The organism is Caballeronia sp. 11_S32, from assembly GCF_056930355.1.
Window position 1 is genome coordinate 1560872 of the sequence record NZ_JBXOWH010000001.1, and the last position, 21842, is coordinate 1582713.

The 21842-nt window shown below is 63.6% G+C and carries 26 protein-coding genes; 13 read left to right on the forward strand and 13 right to left on the reverse strand.

The window, feature by feature from the left end:
• The first annotated feature begins 169 nt into the window (after nucleotides 1-169).
• From AC1Z32_RS07135 to AC1Z32_RS07160, 6 genes are all read left to right on the forward strand, one after another.
• A complete protein-coding gene (locus AC1Z32_RS07135) occupies nucleotides 170-1234 on the forward strand; it encodes an ATP-NAD kinase family protein (protein ID WP_483477979.1) in 1065 nt (354 codons plus the stop codon).
• A gap of 24 nt (nucleotides 1235-1258) precedes the next feature.
• Nucleotides 1259-2254: a thiamine pyrophosphate-dependent dehydrogenase E1 component subunit alpha gene (locus tag AC1Z32_RS07140; RefSeq protein WP_483477980.1), complete on the forward strand. Its 996-nt coding sequence runs from the start codon at nucleotides 1259-1261 to the stop codon at nucleotides 2252-2254.
• An 18-nt stretch (nucleotides 2255-2272) separates the two neighbouring features.
• The gene (locus AC1Z32_RS07145) at nucleotides 2273-3289 is read left to right on the forward strand and encodes an alpha-ketoacid dehydrogenase subunit beta (protein ID WP_062609977.1); all 1017 of its coding nucleotides are present in this window, start codon (nucleotides 2273-2275) and stop codon (nucleotides 3287-3289) included.
• Nucleotides 3289-4413, forward strand: a complete 1125-nt coding sequence (locus tag AC1Z32_RS07150; RefSeq protein ID WP_483477981.1) for an acetoin dehydrogenase dihydrolipoyllysine-residue acetyltransferase subunit — start codon at nucleotides 3289-3291, stop codon at nucleotides 4411-4413. The genes AC1Z32_RS07145 and AC1Z32_RS07150 overlap by 1 nt, the downstream gene beginning before the upstream one ends.
• Before the next feature lie 122 nt (nucleotides 4414-4535).
• Nucleotides 4536-5279, forward strand: a complete 744-nt coding sequence (locus tag AC1Z32_RS07155; RefSeq protein WP_483477982.1) for a lipoyl protein ligase domain-containing protein — start codon at nucleotides 4536-4538, stop codon at nucleotides 5277-5279.
• A 17-nt stretch (nucleotides 5280-5296) separates the two neighbouring features.
• On the forward strand, nucleotides 5297-6103 hold the full coding sequence (locus AC1Z32_RS07160; protein WP_483477983.1) for a hypothetical protein: 807 nt from the start codon (nucleotides 5297-5299) through the stop codon (nucleotides 6101-6103).
• A gap of 4 nt (nucleotides 6104-6107) precedes the next feature.
• On the opposite strand, the gene AC1Z32_RS07165 is transcribed toward AC1Z32_RS07160, so the two are convergent.
• The 3 genes from AC1Z32_RS07165 to AC1Z32_RS07175 form a co-directional block, all read right to left on the reverse strand.
• A complete protein-coding gene (locus tag AC1Z32_RS07165; protein WP_483477984.1) occupies nucleotides 6108-6635 on the reverse strand; it encodes a YMGG-like glycine zipper-containing protein in 528 nt (175 codons plus the stop codon).
• Nucleotides 6636-6684: 49 nt separating this feature from the next.
• On the reverse strand, nucleotides 6685-7035 hold the full coding sequence (locus AC1Z32_RS07170) for a hypothetical protein (RefSeq protein WP_483477985.1): 351 nt from the start codon (nucleotides 7033-7035) through the stop codon (nucleotides 6685-6687).
• A gap of 173 nt (nucleotides 7036-7208) precedes the next feature.
• Entirely contained in the window at nucleotides 7209-8012 is an 804-nt protein-coding gene (locus AC1Z32_RS07175) for a DeoR/GlpR family DNA-binding transcription regulator (protein ID WP_483477986.1), read from the reverse strand.
• A gap of 32 nt (nucleotides 8013-8044) precedes the next feature.
• On the opposite strand from AC1Z32_RS07175, the gene AC1Z32_RS07180 reads away from it, so the two are divergent.
• Nucleotides 8045-8632, forward strand: a complete 588-nt coding sequence (locus AC1Z32_RS07180) for an NUDIX domain-containing protein (RefSeq protein ID WP_483477987.1) — start codon at nucleotides 8045-8047, stop codon at nucleotides 8630-8632.
• Here the strand turns inward: AC1Z32_RS07180 and modC are convergent.
• Genes modC through modA form a run of 3 tightly spaced genes read right to left on the reverse strand, consistent with a single transcriptional unit; the run spans nucleotide 8621 to nucleotide 11215 of the window.
• Nucleotides 8621-9766: a molybdenum ABC transporter ATP-binding protein gene (gene modC, locus AC1Z32_RS07185; protein WP_483477988.1), complete on the reverse strand. Its 1146-nt coding sequence runs from the start codon at nucleotides 9764-9766 to the stop codon at nucleotides 8621-8623. The genes AC1Z32_RS07180 and modC overlap by 12 nt on opposite strands.
• Nucleotides 9759-10439, reverse strand: coding sequence for a molybdate ABC transporter permease subunit (gene modB / locus AC1Z32_RS07190; protein WP_483477989.1), 681 nt, complete (start codon nucleotides 10437-10439; stop codon nucleotides 9759-9761). Before modB ends, modC begins: the two co-directional genes overlap by 8 nt.
• A gap of 8 nt (nucleotides 10440-10447) precedes the next feature.
• A complete protein-coding gene (gene modA / locus AC1Z32_RS07195) occupies nucleotides 10448-11215 on the reverse strand; it encodes a molybdate ABC transporter substrate-binding protein (protein ID WP_483477990.1) in 768 nt (255 codons plus the stop codon).
• 317 nt (nucleotides 11216-11532) lie between these two features.
• Here modA and AC1Z32_RS07200 point away from each other — a divergent pair, with 317 nt between their 5' ends.
• The 4 genes from AC1Z32_RS07200 to AC1Z32_RS07215 all read left to right on the forward strand — a co-directional run bounded on the left by AC1Z32_RS07200 (nucleotide 11533) and on the right by AC1Z32_RS07215 (nucleotide 14746).
• The gene (locus tag AC1Z32_RS07200; RefSeq protein WP_483477991.1) at nucleotides 11533-12330 is read left to right on the forward strand and encodes an enoyl-CoA hydratase/isomerase family protein; all 798 of its coding nucleotides are present in this window, start codon (nucleotides 11533-11535) and stop codon (nucleotides 12328-12330) included.
• Nucleotides 12331-12343: 13 nt separating this feature from the next.
• Nucleotides 12344-13012: a glutathione S-transferase family protein gene (locus tag AC1Z32_RS07205; protein ID WP_483477992.1), complete on the forward strand. Its 669-nt coding sequence runs from the start codon at nucleotides 12344-12346 to the stop codon at nucleotides 13010-13012.
• Nucleotides 13013-13135: 123 nt separating this feature from the next.
• Complete coding sequence (locus AC1Z32_RS07210; RefSeq protein WP_483477993.1) at nucleotides 13136-13318, forward strand: hypothetical protein; 183 nt, start codon at nucleotides 13136-13138, stop codon at nucleotides 13316-13318.
• 384 nt (nucleotides 13319-13702) lie between these two features.
• Complete coding sequence (locus AC1Z32_RS07215; RefSeq protein ID WP_483477994.1) at nucleotides 13703-14746, forward strand: PDDEXK nuclease domain-containing protein; 1044 nt, start codon at nucleotides 13703-13705, stop codon at nucleotides 14744-14746.
• A gap of 187 nt (nucleotides 14747-14933) precedes the next feature.
• Here the strand turns inward: AC1Z32_RS07215 and AC1Z32_RS07220 are convergent, their stop codons facing one another.
• From AC1Z32_RS07220 to AC1Z32_RS07230, 3 genes are all read right to left on the reverse strand, one after another.
• Entirely contained in the window at nucleotides 14934-15233 is a 300-nt protein-coding gene (locus AC1Z32_RS07220; RefSeq protein WP_483477995.1) for a c-type cytochrome, read from the reverse strand.
• Nucleotides 15234-15247: 14 nt separating this feature from the next.
• Nucleotides 15248-16516 carry a PQQ-dependent sugar dehydrogenase gene (locus tag AC1Z32_RS07225; protein WP_483477996.1) on the reverse strand — a complete coding sequence of 423 codons (1269 nt, stop codon included), beginning with the start codon at nucleotides 16514-16516 and terminating at the stop codon, nucleotides 15248-15250.
• A gap of 231 nt (nucleotides 16517-16747) precedes the next feature.
• Entirely contained in the window at nucleotides 16748-17518 is a 771-nt protein-coding gene (locus AC1Z32_RS07230; protein WP_483477997.1) for a hypothetical protein, read from the reverse strand.
• A 179-nt stretch (nucleotides 17519-17697) separates the two neighbouring features.
• Between AC1Z32_RS07230 and AC1Z32_RS07235 the strand changes: the two genes are divergently transcribed.
• On the forward strand, nucleotides 17698-18174 hold the full coding sequence (locus AC1Z32_RS07235; RefSeq protein WP_483477998.1) for an outer membrane lipoprotein: 477 nt from the start codon (nucleotides 17698-17700) through the stop codon (nucleotides 18172-18174).
• Nucleotides 18175-18289: 115 nt separating this feature from the next.
• Here AC1Z32_RS07235 and AC1Z32_RS07240 read toward each other — a convergent pair whose 3' ends face one another.
• The 3 genes from AC1Z32_RS07240 to AC1Z32_RS07250 form a co-directional block, all read right to left on the reverse strand.
• Nucleotides 18290-18691, reverse strand: a complete 402-nt coding sequence (locus AC1Z32_RS07240) for a hypothetical protein (RefSeq protein ID WP_483477999.1) — start codon at nucleotides 18689-18691, stop codon at nucleotides 18290-18292.
• Nucleotides 18692-18712: 21 nt separating this feature from the next.
• Nucleotides 18713-18868, reverse strand: a complete 156-nt coding sequence (locus tag AC1Z32_RS07245; protein WP_483478000.1) for a hypothetical protein — start codon at nucleotides 18866-18868, stop codon at nucleotides 18713-18715.
• 388 nt (nucleotides 18869-19256) lie between these two features.
• Nucleotides 19257-19796 carry a Cache 3/Cache 2 fusion domain-containing protein gene (locus AC1Z32_RS07250; RefSeq protein ID WP_483478001.1) on the reverse strand — a complete coding sequence of 180 codons (540 nt, stop codon included), beginning with the start codon at nucleotides 19794-19796 and terminating at the stop codon, nucleotides 19257-19259.
• Between the two features lie 422 nt (nucleotides 19797-20218).
• Here AC1Z32_RS07250 and AC1Z32_RS07255 point away from each other — a divergent pair, with 422 nt between their 5' ends.
• Entirely contained in the window at nucleotides 20219-20431 is a 213-nt protein-coding gene (locus AC1Z32_RS07255) for a hypothetical protein (RefSeq protein ID WP_483478002.1), read from the forward strand.
• A 255-nt stretch (nucleotides 20432-20686) separates the two neighbouring features.
• On the opposite strand, the gene AC1Z32_RS07260 is transcribed toward AC1Z32_RS07255, so the two are convergent.
• Nucleotides 20687-21841, reverse strand: coding sequence for an extracellular catalytic domain type 2 short-chain-length polyhydroxyalkanoate depolymerase (locus AC1Z32_RS07260; RefSeq protein ID WP_483478003.1), 1155 nt, complete (start codon nucleotides 21839-21841; stop codon nucleotides 20687-20689).
• Nucleotide 21842 lies beyond the last annotated feature (1 nt).

Sequence of the window (21842 nt, forward strand, 5' to 3'; positions counted from 1 at the left end):
CTGTACCCCCCGATACATCTGCCGCTGTGACACCTGTCACGGCGGCACCCCGTACACCCCCGCCTATCGCCCGTTTTCTTCGGGTATTCCCTCGCTTTTTCAATTGGCATAGCGCTTGCCTTTATCCGCCGCACAACGATTCCAGGCGGACCACAAGGAGACATAGCGCATGCGTGATAGCGCAACGCCACTCGTCGGCATCATCGCCAATCCGGTTTCGGCGCGCGACATTCGCCGCGTCATCGCGAACGCGAACAGCCTTCAGCTTGCCGATCGCGTGAACATCGTGTTGCGGCTGCTGTCGTCGCTTGCGGCGTGCGGCGTCGGGCGCGTGTTGATGATGCCGGACCGCGAAGGCCTCAAGGTCATGCTCCAGCGCCATCTCGCGCGCAAGCATGGCCCCGACGCCGCGCTCGCCCAAGTCGAATTCCTCGATATGCCCGTGACCGCGCGCGTCGACGACACCTTCCGCGCCGCGCGCATGATGCGCGAGGCCGGCGTCGATGCGCTCATCGTGCTCGGCGGCGACGGCACGCACCGCGCGGTCGTGCGTGAGTGCGGGCAAGTGCCGATCGCGGGTCTTTCGACCGGCACGAACAACGCGTATCCGGAAATGCGTGAGCCGACGATAGCCGGACTCGCAGCGGGCCTCTACGCGACGGGCCGCGTTCCGTCGAACGAAGCGCTCGCATCGAACAAGCGGCTCGACATCGAGATACGCGATTCGAACGGCGACGTGCGCCGCGATATCGCGCTCGTCGATGCCGTGATCTCGCACGAGCATTTCATCGGCGCGCGGGCGCTGTGGAAGATCGACACGCTCGCCGCCGTCTACGTCTCTTACGCCGACCCGCAGGCGATCGGCATGTCGGCCATCGCCGGACTGCTCGAACCGCTCGGGCGTCACGACGCGGGCGGCGTCGCGATCGAGCTCGCCGCGCCGGGCAAAGGCGAATTCGATCTGCACGCGCCCATCGCGCCGGGCCTCGTCGAGCCCGTGCCGATCGCGAGCTGGACGCGTCTTTCGGACGGCGTGCCGCATCGCGTGACGCAGCGCACCGGCATCGTCGCGCTCGACGGCGAACGCGAGCTCGCCTTTAGCCCCGGCGACGAAGTGACCGTCACGCTCCGGGAAAACGCCTTTCGCAGCATCGATGTCGCCGCGTGCATGCGCTACGCGGCGGCGTCCGGGCTGATGCGTCAGTCGCCTCAGTCCATGAGCAATACCCGCTAGACCCACCCAACGAAGGAGACAGAGATGACAGCTACGCAACACGCGGGCGGCTTGCCGCTCTCCAAGGAAGAACTGCTGAGCGCGTATCGCAAGATGCGCACGATCCGCGATTTCGAAGAGCGCTTGCACGTCGATTTCGGACGCGGCGATATTCCCGGTTTCGTGCATCTCTACGCGGGCGAAGAGGCGGCGGGCGTCGGCATCATGACGCATCTGAACGACGGCGACCGAATCGCGAGCACGCACCGCGGACATGGACACTGCATCGCGAAGGGCGTCGATCCGGTCGCGATGATGAAGGAGATCTACGGCAAGAAGGGCGGTTCGTGCAACGGCAAGGGCGGCTCGATGCACATCGCCGATCTCTCCAAGGGGATGATGGGCGCGAACGGCATTCTCGGGGCGGGCGCGCCATTGATCTGCGGCGCCGCGCTCGCGGCGAAGTTTCGCGGCAAGGGCGAAGTGGGCATCACGTTCGCGGGCGATGGCGCGTCCAATCAGGGCACCTTCCTCGAAAGCCTGAATCTCGCGGCGGTGTGGAATCTGCCCGTGATCTTCGTGATCGAGAACAACGGCTATGCGGAATCGACCGCGCGCGATTACGGCACGGCGGTGGATAGCTACGTCGACCGCGCGGCGGGCTTCGGCATTCCCGGCGTGACCGTCGACGGCACCGATTTCTTCGCGGTGTACGAAGCGGCGGGCGAAGTCATCAAACGTGCGCGCGAAGGCGGCGGGCCCGCGCTGCTCGAATGCAAGATGATCCGCTTCTACGGCCACTTCGAAGGCGACGCGCAGACCTACGGCGCGCCGGGCGAGCTCGACGATATCCGCTCGAACAAGGACTGCCTGAAGAAGTTCGCGGCCGCCGTCACGCAAGCCGACGTGATTTCCCCCGGAGAACTCGATGCGATCGACAAGGAAGTCGCCGCGCTGATTGATCGCGCGGTGCAGGAAGCGAAGGACGCGCCTTTGCCGACCGCCGCCGATCTGCTCACCGATGTCTACGTCAAATATTGAATTCAGGAGACGACAATCATGGCCCGCAAATTGAGCATGAAGATGGCGATCAACGAAGCGCTCGATCAGGAAATGCAGCGCGATCCGAGCGTGATCGTGCTGGGTGAGGATATCGTAGGCGGCGCAGGCGCGGACGGCGAGAAAGACGCGTGGGGCGGCGTGCTAGGCGTGACGAAGGGACTCTACGCGAAGCACGGCGACAGATTGCTCGACACGCCCTTGTCGGAATCGGCATACGTCGGCGCGGCGATCGGCGCGGCGGCGTGCGGCATGCGTCCGGTCGCGGAGCTGATGTTCATCGACTTCATGGGCGTGTGCTTCGACCAGATCTTCAATCAGGCCGCGAAATTCCGCTACATGTTCGGCGGCAAGGCGGAAACGCCCGTCGTGATTCGCGCGATGGTCGGCGCGGGCTTTCGCGCGGCGGCTCAGCATAGCCAGATGTTGACTTCGCTGTTCACGCACATTCCGGGCTTGAAAGTCGTGTGCCCGAGCACGCCGTACGACACGAAGGGATTGCTGATCCAGGCGATCCGCGACAACGACCCGGTCATCTTCTGCGAGCACAAGAACCTCTACGGCTTCGAAGGCGAAGTGCCCGAGAACTCATACGCGATTCCGTTCGGCGAAGCGAATGTCGTGCGCGACGGCAAGGACGTGTCCATCGTCACGTACGGCCTGATGGTGCATCGCGCGCTCGAGGCGGCATCGGCGTTGGCGAAGGAGGGCATCGAAGCGGAAGTCGTCGATCTGCGCACGCTGTCGCCGCTCGATATCGACACCGTGCTGGAGACGGTCGAGAACACGGGACGGCTCGTCGTCGTCGATGAAGCGAATCCGCGCTGCAACATCGCCACCGATATTTCCGCGCAGGTCGCGCAGCAGGCGTTCGGCGCGCTGAAGTCGGGCATCCAGATGGTCTGCGCGCCGCATACGCCGGTGCCGTTCTCGCCGACGCTCGAAGACCTCTACATTCCGAGCGCCGCGCAGATCGCCGACGCCGCACGAAAAACCATGAAGGGAGGAAAGCACTGATGTCTGCAATCACACCGATCGTGATGCCCAAGTGGGGCTTGTCGATGAAGGAAGGCACGGTCAACGAATGGCTCGTGGAGGAGGGCACGGAGATCACCGTCGGCATGCCGATTCTCGATGTCGAAACCGACAAGATCGCGAATGCCGTCGAAGCGCCCGATGCCGGTTTGCTGCGGCGCCGCGTGGCATCGGCGGGCGATACGCTGCCGGTGAAGGCGCTGCTCGGCGTGCTCGCGCCCGCTGACGTGAGCGACGCCGATATCGACGCGTACGTCTCCTCATACGTGACGCCCGCCGAGGACGACGAGGAAGGCGAGGAAGCCGCGGCGTATCACTTCGTCGATGTCGAAGGCATCCGCGTGCGCTACGCATCGCGCGGCGGCGACGACGCGAGCCGGCCCGCGGTGCTGTTCATCCACGGCTTCGGCGGCGATCTGGACAACTGGCTCTTCAATCTCGATGCGCTCGCGGAGAAGCATCGCGTGTTCGCTCTGGATTTGCCGGGCCACGGTCAATCGACGCCCAAGGTGCCGGGCACGACATTGGCCGATCTCGCGGGCTTCGTCGGCAAGTTCATGGATGCGGTGAGCATCGAAAAAGCGCATCTCGTCGGCCATTCTATGGGCGGCGGCATCGCGGCGCAGATGGCCGTCGATCAGCCTGCGCGGGTGGAGTCGGTGTCGCTGATTTCGCCGGCCGGTTTCGGCGATGAAGTGAACAACGCGTACACCGAAGGCTTCGTCACGGCCGAATCGCGCCGCGAGCTGAAGCCGGTCGTCGAACTGCTGTTCGCGAATCCGGAGCTGGTGAGCCGCCAGATGCTCGACGATCTGCTGAAATACAAGCGGCTCGACGGCGTGAGCGACGCGCTTACATCCCTGAACGGCGGATTGTTCGCGGGCGGCAAGCAGACCGCGCAGCCGGCCAGCAAGCTCGCCGCGACCGGCAAGCGGGTGCTCGTGATCTGGGGCGCGCAAGACCAGATCATCCCGGCCGCGCACGCGAAAAATGCGCCGGAAGGCGCGACCGTGCGCGTGTTCGATGACGCCGGGCACATGAGCCAGATGGAGAAGGCGAACGAGGTGAACGCGTTGTTGAAGGAGCAGGTGGGAAAGGGCGCGTGATCGCATCCTGACCTGCAGGCGCCCCGTCTGCGAAGGCCGCCGACGGGGCGCGCTCGCTTTTCCCGGTTATTGGCTACCATGCGTGGATGGCGCTGTTCGCGGCGCGCTCCGACATCGATTCCATGTCCTTCGAACTGATCGATCCCGCTTCCCTTTCCGGCGATCCTCTCGACGCCGAGGAAGCACTTCTCGCGCGCGCAGCCGCCGGCGACGCCGTCGCGCACATCTGGGAAGCGCCCGTTTCGCTGGTCGCGCCGCGCAGCTACCAGCGTTACGCCGCGCTCGCCGATGCGCGCGAAGCCTTTGCGCGGCGCGGCTGTCCGGTATGGCTGCGTCTTTCGGGCGGCGGGCTCGTTCCGCAAGGTCCGGGCATTCTCAATCTGAGCCTCGCGTATCCGGTGCGCGCGCCTATGGGCACGCTCTCCGAAACCATCTATGTGCATCTGTGCAGGATCGTCGCGGATGCGCTCAACTCGCTCGGCGTGCTGACGCACTGGCAAGCGGTCGAAGGCTCGTTCTGCGATGGCCGCTTCAATCTCGCGTGGGGCCCCGGCGGCGACGCCCGCAAAATCGCGGGCACCGCGCAATACTGGCGGCGCGTGCCGCACGGCGACAAGGATCAGCCGCTCTACGCCGTGCTCGCGCACGCCGTGCTGCTCGTCGATGTCGATCCCATCGAAATCAACGAGCGCGCCAATGCCTTCGAAGCGATGATCGGCAGCGGACGCTGCTATGAAGAATTGAAAGTCGTGACGGTTGCGCAGGCGCTCGCCTACGAATGTTTTTCGATGCCCGCCGATCTGCGCGAGCGTGTGCGCGCGGCATTGATCGAACGCGTGAAGGACGCGCCGCTGCCTGAGCAATAAAACGCATCGAGGTGGCCATGCCGCTCAGAAGTGCTTCGAACGGGTTCTTCTTCGCCCTGTGGGTGGCCGTGTGCGCCGCCGCGCCCGAATTCCTGTGGCAAGGCCTCTTTTCCCTGTTCGGCCATTTCTCCCTCACCGATGCCGCCGCCGCGCTGCTGATCGGCGCGATTCTCGCGTTCTTCGTCGAACCGGTTCTGGAGCGCTTGCGTGGTTTCGGCGATGCACCCGCGCACGCGGAGAAATCACCGGCTTTTGCCGCGTGCGAGGCGTTGAGCTTCGCGGTCGTCGCCGTCTGCGTGCATGAAGCGATCACCGTGTATGTCGCGGCGAGCCATTCGAACGAGCAGGCGGGCGAGAACCTCGCGAAAGCCGTCGCGACCGCGTTGCAATGGGCCATCACGCCGTTTTTCATCACCATCGCGTGGATGGCGGCGCGTGGGCCGTCGTGGATTGCGTGGCCGATGGCGGCGTTCGCGGTAATCGTCAGCCTGATCGTCGGCGTGATATTCGGATGGAGCGCGCACGTGCTCGTGACGAGCGTGATTCCGGCCGTCTGCGTGCTGATCGCGGGATGCATCATCGTGCGCGAGCAGTGGGATGCGTCAACCTTCCGCCGCTGCGCCCGCGCGACCGGCGTGATTGCGCTCGTCTGGCTCGCGCTGACGGGCACGCTGCAACTCGTGCTGTGGCTCGCGCACGTGCAGGCGTTTCGCGTGTATGAACGGTCGGAGTTCTGGAGCGACTTGCGCTTCTATATTGGCTGGGTGACGGGCCTGCTCGTCGCGCCGGCGTTCGTGCCCGAAGCGCCGCTCGTGCGGCGCTAGACCCTCAACTGTGCGGCGGCGGAGGCGGCTGCCAGCCCGGCGGCGGCGGTGGAGGCGGCGGCGTGGTGTAAGCGCCGGAAGGCGGCACGGTGTGCACGGCGCCGCGCACCGGCACCTTGTCGCCGGCAGCGTACATGCACTGCAGATACGCGTAGTCGTAACGCTGCTGGACGTTGTAGCCCGAAGCTTGCGACGCGCCGACGCCATACGCGCTGCCGGTCAGCAAGCCCGCGCCCGCGCCGATGGCCGCGCCCGAGCCGCCGCCGAACGCCGCTCCCGCCGCCGCGCCGAGCGCGGTGCCGACGATAGCGCTGCCCACTGCGCTATTGGTGGCGGCCTGATTCGCGTCCACGCCGCCGACCTGCTGGAGCGCGAACTGGCGGCACGAGGCATCGTCGGCGCGGAACTGGTCGAACGTTTTGGTGCTGCCGGGCAGCGCCATCACGCTGGGTCCGGTCGGCATCACGGTGCAGGCCGAAAGGCCGGTTGCGCCAATCGCCGCCAGGAGCAGGGCGAGCCTTGAGTAGTTCATAGATTCTTGCAAATTCGCTTCGTGGTCGATGTTCGGAATGCCGGAAGCATCAGTTCGATGGCGGCGGCGTTGCCGGAACCGGGCGCCATGCGGCGGCGCATTGCTTCACGTACGGATAGTAGGCCTTGGCGGTGTCGCAGTAGTACCACATGCCGGGCTGCTGGGCGGGCGCGCCCGGATCGGCGACCGGCTGGCCCTGTTCGACATATTGAACCGGCGCCGACGGCGCGACGACCACGGGCGGCGGCGGATAGTAGTAATACGGAGCCGGCGCGACCGGATACGGGTAATACACGGGTCCGCCGACCCACACGCCGACGCGCGACCAGGCTTGCGCATTGGCGGCCACGCCCGCGCTCGCGATCAGCGACAGCGCAATAAAAGCCTTCAGGCGATTCACGACCTTCTCCAGAAAAATTGTTCGCGGCGTCGATAACCTTGACGGAAATCCGCCCTCGGCCGTCGATCGCACATGGCGAATCTTTAAACGCTATTCCAGTTGCGGGGGAAATTCAATTACAGCCCACCGCGCGTATTTTTCAGCGCGTTACCCGGTAATAAAGTGTCGTAGTTCTAAGCGCGCAGCACGGTGATTCCCGCCTGCTCGATGGGCTCGACGAGCTTCGCGTCGGTCGTGTTCTCGACGATGATCGTCTGCGCCAGTTCGATACCGCCGATCCGGTACGGCGACGCCGCATTGAGCTTCGCCGCCGACGCGAGCACGACGGTTTCCGCCGCGCGCGCCGCGAGCGCCCGCTTGATGTGCGCTTCCTCGAAATCGCCGGTGGTGAGGCCGGCGGCCGGATGCACGCCTGTGACACCCATGAAATAGATGTCCGCGTGAACGTGTGACATGGCTTCGACGGCGGCCGCGCCCACGGTGACGATCGAATGCTTGTACAGCTTGCCGCCGATCAGCACGACCTCCACCGACGCATGCTCAGCCAGCGCGACCGCGACGCTCGGGCTATGCGTGACGACCGTCGCGGACAGATTTTCCGGCAGATGACGCACCAGCAGCGCAGACGTCGTGCCGCCATCGATGATGACGACTTGCCCCGGCGCGATCATCTCCGCCGCTTTCCGTGCGATGCGCCGCTTCGCGTCCGACTCCATTTCCTCGCGGCGCGCGAACGGCGCAACCGCGGGCGACGCGGGCAGCGCGCCGCCATGCACGCGTTGCAGCAGGCCTTCGGCGGCGAGCTCGCGCAGGTCGCGTCGCACCGTGTCCTCGGAGATGCCGAAGCGCGTGCTCAGATCGCTGGCGAGCACTTGTCCATCGCGCTTGAGCGCATCGAGGATCGCTTTCTTGCGTTGGCTGGTCAACATTGTTTTGCACGAATTTGCTTGATGTTGCACGAAACTGCACGCTACCATGAGCTTAACGAATTGTCGATCAGGTGAGCCCGATGGAAACCCAAGACCGTATCCGCATCCTCAAGACGGAAGTGCTATCCGACGACTGGTACGTCCTCAGGAAAGTCACGTTCGACTTCCTGCGCCGCGACGGCACCTGGCAGCGTCAAAGCCGCGAAACCTATGACCGCGGCAACGGGGCGACCATCCTGTTGCGCGACCGCAAAACCGGCAACGTGCTGCTGACGCGCCAGTTCCGCATGCCTGCGTTCGTCAACGGGCATCACGGCATGCTGGTCGAGACGCCCGGCGGCCTGCTCGACGACGCGTCGCCGGAAGAGCGCATTCGCGCCGAAGTGGAGGAGGAAACGGGCTACCGCGTGCATCACGTCGAAAAAATCTTCGAGGCGTTCATGAGCCCCGGATCGGTGACCGAAAAGCTCTACTTCTATCTGGGCGATTACGACAGTTCGATGCGCGTGTCGGACGGCGGCGGCGTGGAGGAGGAGGGCGAGGAGATCGAGACGATCGAAGTGCCGCTGCAAACCGCGCTGGAGATGATCGGGCGCGGCGAGATCATGGACGGCAAGACGATCATGCTTTTGCAATACGCCGCGCTGAAGGCGCGCTCAGGCGAGTAGCGACACCGCTTTCACCTGCGCCCACAACTGCATGCCGCGGGCGACGCCGAGCCGGTCCAGCGAGTAGCGCGTCACGCGGGCAAGCAGCGGCGAGCCGCCGACATCGAGCCGCACGACCGCCTGGGATGGATTCGCATCGTCCGCAATGCCGACGACCGTCGCGGGCAGCACGTTCAGCACGCTGCTGCGCGCGTGCTCGTGCGTACCGGTGATGAGACTCACGTCGCGCGCCTTCACGGCCACGCGCATGGTTTTACCTTCGGCCAGCGGCGCGTGCACGACCGTCAGCTTCGCGCGCGAGCCCGGCAAGACGAGCGTGAGCAGGCCATACGCGCTGTCGTATCCATCGACGACGCCTTCGAACACGACCGATGCGTCGTCGGCGAGCGCGAGCGGCAGGTCGAGGCGCGCGAGCGTATCGGAGATCGGGCCGCTCGCGAGCGCGCGCCCGCTTTCGAGCAGCACGAGATGATCCGCGAGCCGCGCGACTTCTTCCGGCGCGTGGCTCACATAGAGCACGGGGATATCGAGCTCGTCGTGCAGGCGTTCCAGATACGGCAGGATTTCGAGCTTGCGTTTTTGATCGAGCGAGGCGAGCGGTTCGTCGAGCAGCAGAAGACGCGGGCTCGTCAACAGCGCCCGCGCGATGCCCACGCGCTGCCGTTCGCCGCCCGACAAGCCGGCCGGCATGCGCTCCAGCAAATGTCCGATGCCGAGCAGCTCCGCCGCCTGAGAAAGATCGACGCGCCGTGTTGCCGCGCGCACGCGTTCGAGCCCGAAGCGCAGATTCTTCTTCACGCTCAGATGCGGAAAGAGGCTTGCCTCCTGAAAGACATAGCCGAGCGGACGCTTGTGCGTTGGCAGAAAGACGTTGCGTTCGGTATCGAGCCAGACTTCGCCGTTGACGACGAGCCGCCCGATGCGCGGCCGCGCGAGTCCCGCGAGACAGCGCAAGAGCGTGGTCTTGCCCGAGCCGGAATGGCCGAAGATCGCGGTGACGCCGCGCCCGGGAAGCGTGAGATCGAGATCGAGCGTGAAGCGGCCTTGCTCGACGAGAAAGCGCGCGTCGATGGCTTCGCTGGAACTGCTGCGCGCGCGTTCGAGCGTCAGGCGGGATGAAGTGAGTTCAGACATGAGCCGCAACGGAACGTCGGCTGGAATAGAGCAGCAGAAGAACGATGAACGAGAATATCACCATGCCGCCCGCGAGCCAGTGCGCCTGAGCGTATTCGAGCGCTTCGACGTGATCGAAGATCTGCACGGACACGACGCGCGTTTTCCCCGGAATATTGCCGCCGATCATCAGCACGACGCCGAATTCGCCAACGGTATGCGCGAAGCCGAGGATCGTCGCCGTGACGATGCCCGGCCGCGCGAGCGGCAGCGCCACCGTGAAGAACGTATCCCACGGTCCCGCGCGCAGCGTGGCGGCGGCTTCGAGCGGGCGCCGGCCGATCGCCTCGAACGCGTTCTGCAACGGCTGCACGACGAAAGGCAGCGAATAGATCACCGAGCCGACCACGAGCCCCGCGAACGTGAACGGCAGCAAGCCGATGCCGAGCGCCTGCGTAAGCTTGCCGACATGACCGTTCGGCCCCATCAGCACGAGCAGATAGAAGCCGATGACGGTCGGCGGCAGCACGAGCGGCAGCGCCACCACCGCGCCGACAATGCCCTTCAGCTTCGAGTGCGTATGCGTGAGCCACCACGCGATCGGCGTGCCGACCACGAGCAGCAGCGCCGTGGTCAGCGCCGCGAGTTCGAGCGTCAGCGTGATGGCCTGGAGGTCGGCGCTATCGAGCGGCATCGGCGGAATTACAGTTGATAACCGTAGGACTTGATGACTTCGGCGGCCTTCGGACCCTTCAGATAATCGAGGAATTGCTTCGCGACCGGATTGTCCTTGCCCTTGTTCAGGATAACCGCGTCCTGCCTGATCGGCTCATGCAGATTGCCCGGCACGATCCAGGCCGAACCGCTCGTGATCTTGCCGTTCTTGTAGATCTGCGACAGCGCGACGAAGCCGAGCTCCGCATTGCCCGTCGCGACGAACTGCTGCGTCTGCGAGATGTTCTGACCTTCGACGACCTTCGGCTTGATTTCGGCGGTCAAGCCCAGCTTGTCGAGCGTCTGATAGCCCGCGAGACCGTACGGCGCGGCCTTCGGATTCGCGATCGCGATATGCGTGAACGCGTTCTTCTTCAGCACTTCGCCCTTGTCGTCGACGTAGCCGTCCTTCGCGGACCACAGCGCGAGCGCGCCCGTCGCATAGGTGAAGCGGCTGCCGGGCACGGTCGCGCCTTCGCTGTCGAGCTTGGCGGGCGTGGTGTCGTCGGCGGCGAGGAACACTTCGAACGGCGCGCCGTTCTTGATCTGCGCGTAGAACTGACCCGTCGCGCCGAAGGACGCGACGACCTTGTTGCCCGTATCCTTTTCGAACTCGGCGGCGATCGCCTGCACGGGCGCCGTGAAGTTGGCCGCGACCGCGACCTGCACTTCACCCGCGAGCGCGGATGTTGCAGCGATGCCCGCGGCGAGCGGCACGAACGCGGAAAACAAAGCGCGCAGAATGCGAGTCTTCACGTAAAGCTCCTTGAATCGAGTTGAATTTCTGGTTATGGATCGACTTCGGCGGCACCTCGAATGGCCGCGAGCGTGCGGCGGCGTGGCTTCGCGAGCACCGTAATATATACGACTATATTACGTCCGCGCATGTTCGCGGCGTGACATATCGGTCATGAGTCTTGTCGGATGATTGTCGAGCGGCGGCTTTGTGAGTCGGGCTCAAAGAATTGAGTTGACCGGCCGCGCGCTTTTCGCCGACACTTCTCGATAAAGACAGGTTCGCAGTAAAGATAAATTGAGCAGCGCTCAATTCGAGCGTATCAAGGAGACGACACATGACCGACGCATCCAATCTGCAACGCCTGACGCTGGGCATCGAAGGACATGTCGCGCGCGTGACGCTCGATCGCCCCGACGTGCGCAATGCGTTCGACGACGCGACCATCGTCGAGCTGACCGCCGCCTTCCGCGCGCTCGACGACGACGCCAACGTGCGCGTCATCGTGCTCGCGGCGAGTGGACCGGCGTTCTGCGCGGGCGCCGACCTCAACTGGATGAAGCGCATGGCGGGCTATTCGGAGGCGGAAAACCGCGCCGATGCGCTCGGCCTCGCGACAATGCTCAACACGATCTATACCTGCTCGAAGCCGGTGATCGCGCGCGTGCAGGGCGATGCGTATGCGGGCGGCATGGGCCTCGTCGCCGTGTGCGATATCGCCGTCGCCGCCGACAGCGCGCACTTCTGTCTCTCCGAAGCGAAGCTCGGCCTGATGCCCGCGACGATCGCGCCCTACGTGATCCGCGCGATGGGCGCGCGCGCGGCGCATCGCTATTTCGTGTCGGCCGAGCGTTTCGACGCAGCCGTTGCGCTGCGGCTCGGTTTCGTGCACGAAGCCGTCGCCGCCGATCAGCTCGATGCGCGCGTCGATGCGATCGCCGCGAGCATCGCCGCGAACAGCCCGAACGGCGTGCGCGAGTGCAAGAAGCTCGTTGCGGATTTCGCCGGCAAGCACATCGACGAAGCGTTGATCGCGGAGACGGCCGAACGCATCGCGCGCATCCGCGCATCCGACGAAGGGCGCGAAGGCGTACGCAGTTTCCTCGAGAAGCGCAAGCCGTCGTGGCTCGGCTGAGCGGGGTATCGACGTGATTACGCTGCATCATTGCGTGAGCGCGCGCTCGTTTCGGCCGCTGTGGGCGCTGGAAGAGATCGGCGTGCCGTACGAACTGAAGATGCTGCCGTTTCCGCCGCGCGTGTTCGCGCGCGGTTTCAAGGACGTGAACCCGCTCGGCACGATTCCCGCCTTCGGGGACGACGCGCTCTTCATGACGGAATCGGCGGCGATTTGCCAGTATCTCGCGGCGCGTTACTCGCCGGGCGCGCTGGATGTCGCGCCGCACGAGGCCGATTTCGGCCGCTATCTCAACTTTCTGCATTTCGGCGAAGCGACGCTCACGTTTCCGCAGACGCTCGTGCTGCGCTACGCCCATCTGGAGCCGCCGGAGCGCCGGCAGCCGCAAATCGTCGACGATTACGCACGATGGTTCCACGCGCGCCTGCGCACGCTCGCGCCGCTGCTGGAAGCGCAGCCGTATCTGTGCGCGGGGCGCTTCACGGCGGCGGACATTTCCGTCGGCTATGCGTTGATGCTCGCGGAACTGCTCGACCTGAGCGAAGGCTTCGCGCCGCCCGTCGCGCAATACTGGCGCCGCCTGCGCGAGCGCGAAGGCTTCATCCGAGCGATGCAGGCGCAGGAAGCCGCCGCGCTCGCTCAGAACGTTTCGACCATCCCGGCGCCGAAACTGCGGCCGTAGTCACCCTCCTTCAAGTCCCCCCGTCCGTAGGGCTGTGCGAAGCGCCGCACGGCTCTACTCTTCACATCACGCGCTGACGTTCACGCGCGCCGATTCCGAGAGATTTCCTTGACGAGGTTGGCGATGGTCGTCTTTTCCTGGTTTCTGTCGATGCTCCTTGCGCTGTTCGCGACGGCCACGATCGCGATGGCGCTGCCGAGTTCCGCCGCTGATGAGCTGAACGCCACCGCGCCGCAGTCGCTGTTCAGCATCGAAATGAATCGCGTCGACGCGATGCTCGCGTCCTGCATGCCGAATGCCGAGTAAGTCCGGCGATGCCAACGGGGCGCATCGCCGGGCGTCGGATGTAAGTGTTGTCGAATCAATGTGTTGCGCTAGTACATAGAACGATATCCACAGGCTTGTGCACGTTTTCTGTGGAAAAGATAGCGATTCGCAATCCCTTGCGCGGGACGCGTTGGGGAGACCAGGACAAATTACAAAGAATCGAGGCCGAAGAGCCTGGGAAGCAAACCCCTGCCTTGCGCGCGAGGCGCGTCGGGGAGACCACGTAGATAGAAGAAGTGCGAGTGTCCGGGCCGGAGCCGCGCCTCGATGATGCAGGCGCGGTTCCGCGCGCGGAGTGTTGCGGCTCGCCGATTCCGCCGATAATGGCCGTTCCGAAACAACCGGCGTCGAACCAGGAACCGCATGACCCGCGAACCGCTGCCCGCGTGGGGCGACGACTACCGGCGCTGGCTCGCCGAACTGAAACTGCGCGTCGAGCGGGCACGCCAGCGCGCCGCGGCCAGTGCGAACCGGGCACTGGTCACGCTGTATTGGCAGATCGGCCGCGACATCCTCGACCGGCAGCAGCGGCAAGGCTGGGGCGCGGGCGTCATCGATCAACTCGCGCGCGATCTGAAGTCGGCGTTTCCCGATATGCGCGGCTTCTCTCCGCGCAATCTCAAGTACATGCGTGCGCTGGCCCAGGCATGGCCGGATGAGGCATTTGTGCAGCAGCCTGCTGCACAATTGCCGTGGTTCCATCTCTGCACCTTGCTGGACAAGGTCAAGAATCCCGAGGATCGAAGCTGGTACGCCGAAAAGGCGCTGGAGCACGGCTGGTCGCGCCAGGTGCTCGTCATGCAGGTCGAAACGGCCGCGCACGCGCGCAGCGGCAGCGCCGTCACGAATTTCGGCGAGCGCCTGCCGCCGCCGCAATCCGACCTGGCGCGCGAGGCGCTGAAAGATCCGTACATCTTCGACTTTCTGGGTCTTGCGGAGAACGCGCAGGAGCGCGACATCGAGCAGGCGCTCACGCGGCATATCACGCGCTTTCTGCTGGAACTGGGCGCGGGCTTCGCGTTCGTCGGACGGCAATACCGTCTGGACGTGGGCGGAGACGAGTTTTTCATCGACTTGCTGTTCTACCACCTCAAGCTGCGCTGCTATGTCGTCGTCGAGCTGAAAACGACGCCGTTCAAGCCGGAGTACGCGGGCCAGCTCAATTTCTATCTGTCAGCCGTGGATGCTCAGCTGAAAGGGCCCGACGATCAGCCGACCATCGGGCTTCTGCTGTGCAAGGAGAAGAACCGGCTCGTCGCGGAGTACGCGTTGCGCGGCGTCGCCAAGCCGATGGGCGTGGCCGAATATCAGTTGCTTCGGGAAGTGCCGGCGTCGCTCGAAACGACATTGCCGTCGATCGATCAGATCGAGGCCGAACTGCGCGGCGAGATGCCGGACGGGAAATAGGGCCGGGCTGCGGGTCGCATGCGCAAAAAAAAAGCCCGCTTCAGTTGAGCGGGCTTGAATCCACATCGGTTGAGACATGGAGGAGACAGGTCTTAGTATAAACCCTTAACTCACCGCGTCAATACCTAAAACAAAAAAAATCGCAATCGGGTTTGTACCGCAGCAAATTTGCAACACTTCGCCGCCGTCACTGCTTGCCGAGGCTGTGGTAATAAGCCGCCAGATTGGCGACATCCGCGTCCGACAAGGTTTTCGCCATCATCGACATCATCTCGTTCTTGCGTTCGCCCGTGCGGAAGTCGTTGAGCGCCTTCACGAGATATTCCTCCGTCTGTCCGGCGAGATTGGGCGCTTCCGGCAGTTTCGACATGCCGTCGATACCGTGGCACGCCGCGCACTGCGCCGCTTTCGTGCGCCCCGCCTTGACATCGCCGGCGGCGAACGACGCGTGCGATGTCACCAAAAGCACGCCGCCGAGCGCCGCCATCCTCGCTGCCCGCCTCATTTGGCCCCCGTGTACGAGATGCGATAGATCGCGCCCGCGTAGTCATCGGAGACGAGGAGCGAGCCGTCCTGCAGCATTTGCACGTCGACCGGGCGGCCCATGTACTCGCCGCTCGGCGTGAGCCAGCCTTCCGCGAAGACTTCTGCCTCGCCTGCCGTGCCGTCGTCCTTGATGGGGATGTACATGACGCGCGCGCCGATCGGCTTCGTGCGGTTCCACGAGCCGTGCTCCGCGTCGAAGATGCCGCCCTGATACTTCTGTGGGAACATCTTGCCGTTGTAGAACGACATGCCGAGGTCGGCGGCGTGCGCGGCGAACTCGACCTGCGGGAACACGACACCCGCCGGCGGATTCTGGTCCTTGTACTCGGTGGTGCGCACCTTGCCGCCGCCGTACCACGGGAAGCCGAAGTTCTCGCCGGCTTTCGTCGCGTGATCCAGCTCGCCGGGCGGCGTGTCGTCGCCCATGCCGTCGACCTGGTTATCCGTGAACCACAGCGTCTTGTCCTTCGGATTGAAATCGAGGCCGACCGAATTGCGCACGCCGTGCGCGTAGACCTCGCGATTCTTGCCATCCTGATCGATGCGGATGATGCCCGCGAGTCCATTCTTGTCGAGCTCGGCGAGCTTGTCTTTCGGCGGCACGTTCCACGGCTGGCCGAGCGCGATATACAGCTTCTTGTCCGGTCCGATGCGGCACGCGCGCGCGCCGTGGTTGAAGCTTTCGAACTGCGTCGGGATCAGCTTGCCCTGCGGCACGACGACCGCCGCGGCCACGTCCGGCCCGCCTTCGCCGAAAAACTGCGCGGCGGGAAAGCCCAGCACGCGATTCTGCTCGACGACGTAAAGCACGCCGTCGGGCGAGAAGCAGACGCCGTTCGGCACCTTGAACGGCACCGACGACGCGAACTGCACGACATCGCTCGCGACGCGCTGCTTCGTGCGATCGGTCACCTGCCACACGCGGTTCTTGCGCGAGCCGACGAACACGACGCCCGTCGACGGCTCGATCGCCATGTGCCGCGCTTCTGGCACGATCGCGTACAGGTCGATCTTGAAGCCCGGCGGCAGCTTGATCTGCTCGAGATTCTTGCGCAGCGCGTCAGCGGTTTGTCCGGTTTGCGGGATCTTTTCCGGCGGCGCGGCGTTGCCCGTCTGACCGAAGTTCGAAAGCGTCTTGACGTTGTCCTGCGCGGCGTTCGCGTACGGCAGGCAGGCGAACATCGCACCGACGGCCAGCGGCAAAAGCTTGAGCGTTGCGTTCATCTGGTTGTCTCCTGTTGTTATCGACCAGTCCGGTCTCATGCAAAACAAGATCGTTCTCGGAAATTGCACTGAACAACACACGAATACTTTCGCCGGGGCGCGCAGCCCGCAAAGCAACCAGACGCGAACGCGGCGACGCTGCCTGCAGCGAAAAGAATCTTAGGATAGAAAACGCTTTTGTAAGCAGTGGCCACGTAATTTTCCTGGCCGCAGCCCGCTTTCGTGCGGCATCTATTTCCGGCCGTCGAAGAGGAACACGTTCGAGCGGTCCGGGCTCGGCAACGCAACGAGAAGGCGCGCGCCGTCGAGCACCGCGTTACCGGTCACGGTCGCGTCGGGAAGCGGGCAGGGCGCGGGACCGAACGTCACCGAGACGTCGTAGGCATTCGTGCCCTCGTGCGGCGCCACCTTTCCCTTGAAGATGCAGCCGGATGTCGTCGTGCCGGCCAGATAGCCGTCGCCGGCGACGGTGATGCGCGTCTGCGTCGTTCCGCCGAGCGACATGCCGCGTCCGCTATAGAGGCCGCCAGCGTTGGCACGGCTCGGCGCGATGTCGAGCATCGGCGCGGCGCTGCCGGAAAACGCGAGGCCCGCGCTGCCGTCCGCGTTCGCGACGGTTCCGTCGACGGCGGGCGCGTGCGAGAAGTCCGCGCGGAACACCACGGGCGACGCGGGCGCCTTGCCCACGCGATAGTCGAATGCCGAATTGCTGAGGAAGCGCCCGTCGCCCGACTGGGTGCCGCTTTTCGCGACCGCGACGCCCGCGAGACCGGTGCCGCCCGCGGCTCCGTAGAAGAGATAGGCGGTGCCGTCGAAGAGCATGAGCAGCGTGGCCTCGGCGGTGCTGCCCTTGAGCGAGCCATGGTAGACGCCGCCGGACGGCAACGTCGTGGTGGCAGCGCCGGGAGGCAGGGCGGCGCTGGACTGGGTGTTCGCGCCGTCGGTGGAACAGGCAGCCAGAGCGACGGCGCAAACCACGAAGGGAATCGCGTTTCTTGTCATTCAGGACTCCGGTCGCGAGCGGGGAGAGTCCTGTATAAGCGCTTCAATCATGCAGGTCAAGCGCGTCGCTCGCCCTCATTCAAGGCTCATTCAGCGTTTTTACGATGCTTTCCATGGCACCGCGCTGCATAAAACGCGAGCCGATCCAACAAGACATTGCCCGAACTGAGGAGCAAAACATGAACAAATCGACTCTCGCTGTATGCGCAATGGCAGTCGCCTGCACGGTGGGCATGAGCGGTTGCGCATCGATGGGCAGTTCCGCCGACGTCTATAACAGCATGCAGACCCAGCACGAAGAAACCGTGCGCATGGCGACGGTGGAAAGCGTGCGCGGCGTGACGATCGAGAACAATGACGGCCGGCCGAGCCCGTTCGGCGCGATCGGCGGCGGTCTGCTCGGCGCGGTCGCGGGCAGCGCGGTCGGGCACGGACATGGTTCGCTGCTCGCAGGCGTGATCGGCGGCATTGCGGGCGCGGTCGCGGGCGATCAGGTTCAGGATCATCTCGAGCGGCAGAAAGGTCTCGAGATCACCGTGCGTCTCGACAACGGCGATCTCCGCGCGATCACCCAGGACGCAGACGGCCAGATGTTCTATGCCGGCCAGCGCGTGCGTCTCTTGTCGAGCGGCGGCATCACGCGCGTAACGGCGTAACGGCGTAACGGCGTAACGGCGTAACGGCGTAACGGCGTAATGCGGGGCGGGTCGGCTGCTCGTTCCGCGATTGGCCGACCGCCTGGATCGGCATGAAAGTAAGTCGACCGGCGCACTAAGCCCGACGATAGATCGACGCCTGCATGCCGCTCTTCGCGCGGCTCCAGATCTGCTCGTCAGTGAGCGCGGTCTCGATCAGTTCGACGGGCACCTCGCCGTCCCGGATTACCGCGACGCGAAAGCCGTCGATCGGTTCGTACGGACCGAGCAGCACCGTCTTGCCTTCGATCGCCTTTGCCAGATCGCTCACCTTGAACGCTGCGTGCGGCACGGTGCGCATCAATTCGGGCAGCGTGCTGCCTGCTTCGAAGCGGTGATATTGCACGCGCATGAGTTCGCATCCGGCATCGCTCGTGTACATGCGGAACTGCGCGCTGTAGCGTTCGCCTGCGCGCGGTTCTTCTGTCGGGATACCCACGTGATGGAACTCGTAGGTGACGCCTTCTCGCGTGGACATCGGGTGCTCCGGAGATTGGATTCAATACGCGCCGGCCATCGGCAAAAGCAGATAGGGCAGGAGGTCTTCATAACGCATCGGCTCGGATGATGCCGTGGCGTCTTCGAGCGGAGCCTCGCGCTCCCCGTCTTCGGGGATCAGCGCAGCGGCGGCGATGGGCGTCGGTTCGATCTTCATCTTTCCCTCCTCTCGTGCAGCGTGTGAGGGAAGTGTGATCGGGAAGAGTTAGGCGATCGTGAGGTCGGCCGTGCCACGCCAGCTGTCGCTGTCACTTGCCGTGGCCGTCATGGATTCGCAGCCCAAATCAATTCGGGTTCCCGATGCGACCGTTCGTGCCTGGCCTGCCACCCGCGCTTCGCCACTCCCGACAGGCAGCCAGTCGGTCACGATCGATCAGACGTCGTCGCGCGGCGTCATCGAATGGCGCAGCTATTCTATTGGGTCTTCACACGGTGATCTTCGACAATGGCAGCGACGCGACGCTCAATTGGGTGACGGGCGACGATCCTTCCACGATTTTTGGGATGCCTATGCGGGATAAGAAGCGCCCGTCGTTTGCCGCCAGTTACTTTTGATAGCCGACATAGTAGATACCGATGACAGCCCCTTTGGCATCGTGTATCGGTTCATAGCCTGTTATATAGGGTTTGCCCAAGATATTGGCATCGCCAAAGTACGCGCCGCCGCCGCGAATGGCCGCGATGGCCTTTCCGCTCGGATCGAGGACAGTGCCGATTGCCCGTGACCCATCATCTTTCTGCACGTTCGTTGCCACACGAACGTAGTCTTCGCCGCTCTTCACAAACAACGTGGCAGTCCCGCCCATCTCCTTCTTGACCTCGTCGACCACCGTGAAGTTGTTGTTCATTTTCGTGGTCCCAAAGTACAAAGCCGGGACCGGCTTACCTGCAACAGCCTCCTCTCCTTTGATTCCCGGTGCTCCTAACTTGGCCGTCTTAGTCTTCAGCAAGGCCATAGCTTGCTTTACGTTCTCCGGCGACTGCGCATGACTCATGGTCGGGAGAACGATCGACATTGCAATTGCAGACACCGCCAGCGTTAGAAAGCGCCGGATGAAGCCCACTCTTACATTACTTGGCATCATGTTGGCCTCCGATTTTTGTTGCCGATAAGTTTGGCGACAACATGCCAAGGACGACGGACTGACTGCTCCGTTCCGTAATCCCATTTGAGTATAGTGACTGCTTGCAATTCGCCGATGTATTAATTTCACGACCATCATCGAGATGGCAATTGGCATGGAAGAGGGGGCGAGACTTCGCCGTGAGCTTTCAATTTGAAATGAACGGAAGATACCCGACGCGCGATGACAGTTGGCTTTCCCGCATGTCGATTTCGGGAATCCGATAGCCAGCGAGAAGAAGTGACGACTGATCATCCGCACAACTACCGACACGTTCCATTGACCGGATTTCCTACACTTCCATTGCCTTGCAATTCAAACGATAGCTAAAGCGGCGCGCGCAATCCGGTCGATACCGACGAACCTACGTCGGACATCTCATCTTGTTGGAAGAATTCTCGATTACGCGTTCAACAGACGAGGCGAAAGTATTTCGGGTTGCTAATAAAGATGTTTTCGTATTACGAGTCGTGTGTGCCTCTGTCGTCAAGAAGGTTTGTCATTGGGAGATCCGCCATGCATCGAAATACCAGTCATTCTCTTTTGGCGGCACTGTTTGCGGCCTCTACTATTTCGGCGCCGTGTTTCGCGCATGACGACGCCGATTCGTCTTCCGGGCGATGCGCGCTTGCGTAAGGAAACGTAGAGCTTGTGCAAAAAAAGCTCTTTTCAGTCACGTTCGTTAGCAGCGGGGTCTACACGACTTTTGGCAATGACTGAGCCAAGAAGGAGAGCATGAGCCGCGCAAGCGGCTTCATGCATCATCGTCAGACGCCGATCACGCCAAGTGCTTTGAAGGATGCGCAAATAGCTTTCGTTCAGCGACGCCGTTGCTAATAGCCTTTTGCGATCTACGGTCGGCCAGTCACGCGCTGCACCATCGCGTAGAGCACCGACATCTGCAAGCCGCTCTTCAGTGCGTAGTTCGGGTCGTATTGATTGGAGTAGCCCCACCAATCGAAGCATGCGTTCGGATTGGTCGGGCCCGGCGCGGACGACGCGATCGTGTCGGGGTACACGACCACCAGCTTGTTCGTGTCGGCCCACTCATTGATGCCGGCCTCCGTTACCCAACGATCTCCGATAAGCGACGCCTGCTGCAGACAGCCGTGGAGAGCGAGCACGAATCCGCACTTGCTCCCTTGCGCGCACGCTTTGGGAACAAAAACGCTGCCTGTCGAACTCATCGAAAGGTTTGGGGACGCTCCGAATTCCGTTTGATCGAATGAAGACAGCGTACCCGACAACTTTCCGTTGTTGCGCGGTTTCAATGGGCCGAGGAATAGCGTCAGCCACGTTTCCACCGAATCGTAGACCGCGCCATTGGCCGAGCAGCGCACCATATACGGACTTCCGAGCGTGCCGCATGGAAGTTCGGCATCAGGCGATTCCCAGCCGTGCGCAGCGGGATACGTGTTGTCGAAATGGACATTGGCCCCATAACGATGGTATTCCGAGTCGAGGTCGGCCATCTCCAGCGGATTGACGACCTTGTCTTGCGTGCCGGACCAGAGGTAGACCGGCTGTCCACGCAGATTCGCCGCCGGGTCGATGGTCCCGAGCGACGATTGCGCGTCCAGGTACGCTTCGGATATCGTCAGCGTGCTGTTGTACGACGCCTGGTTCGATGGAAGCGTCAGCCCGCCACAGTTTGCCAGAGCCGTCGCAGCCCCTCCGGCGGCGGCGCACCAGTACACACCGCCAGCGTAGACAGCGGCCCCTTTGAAGGTCGACGAGTGGGCAACGTGCATCTGCACTGCCGCAAAGCCGCCCGACGAGATGCCTGCGATGAACACCTTCGCCGGATCGATCTGGTAGCGCTGAAGCTTTACGGAATTACTCCGTGCCTTTGCAGTGGGGCTCGCGAGGGCGGCCGATGTTTTCGCCGATGTTCCCAAAGCGCCGCCATCTGAGCCCGGCGAATTGCCTCCGCCCCCGCACGCAGCAAGACCGATCGCCACTGCAACAGCCGGGGCTAACCGTAGACCCAGAGCCTTCGTCATCATT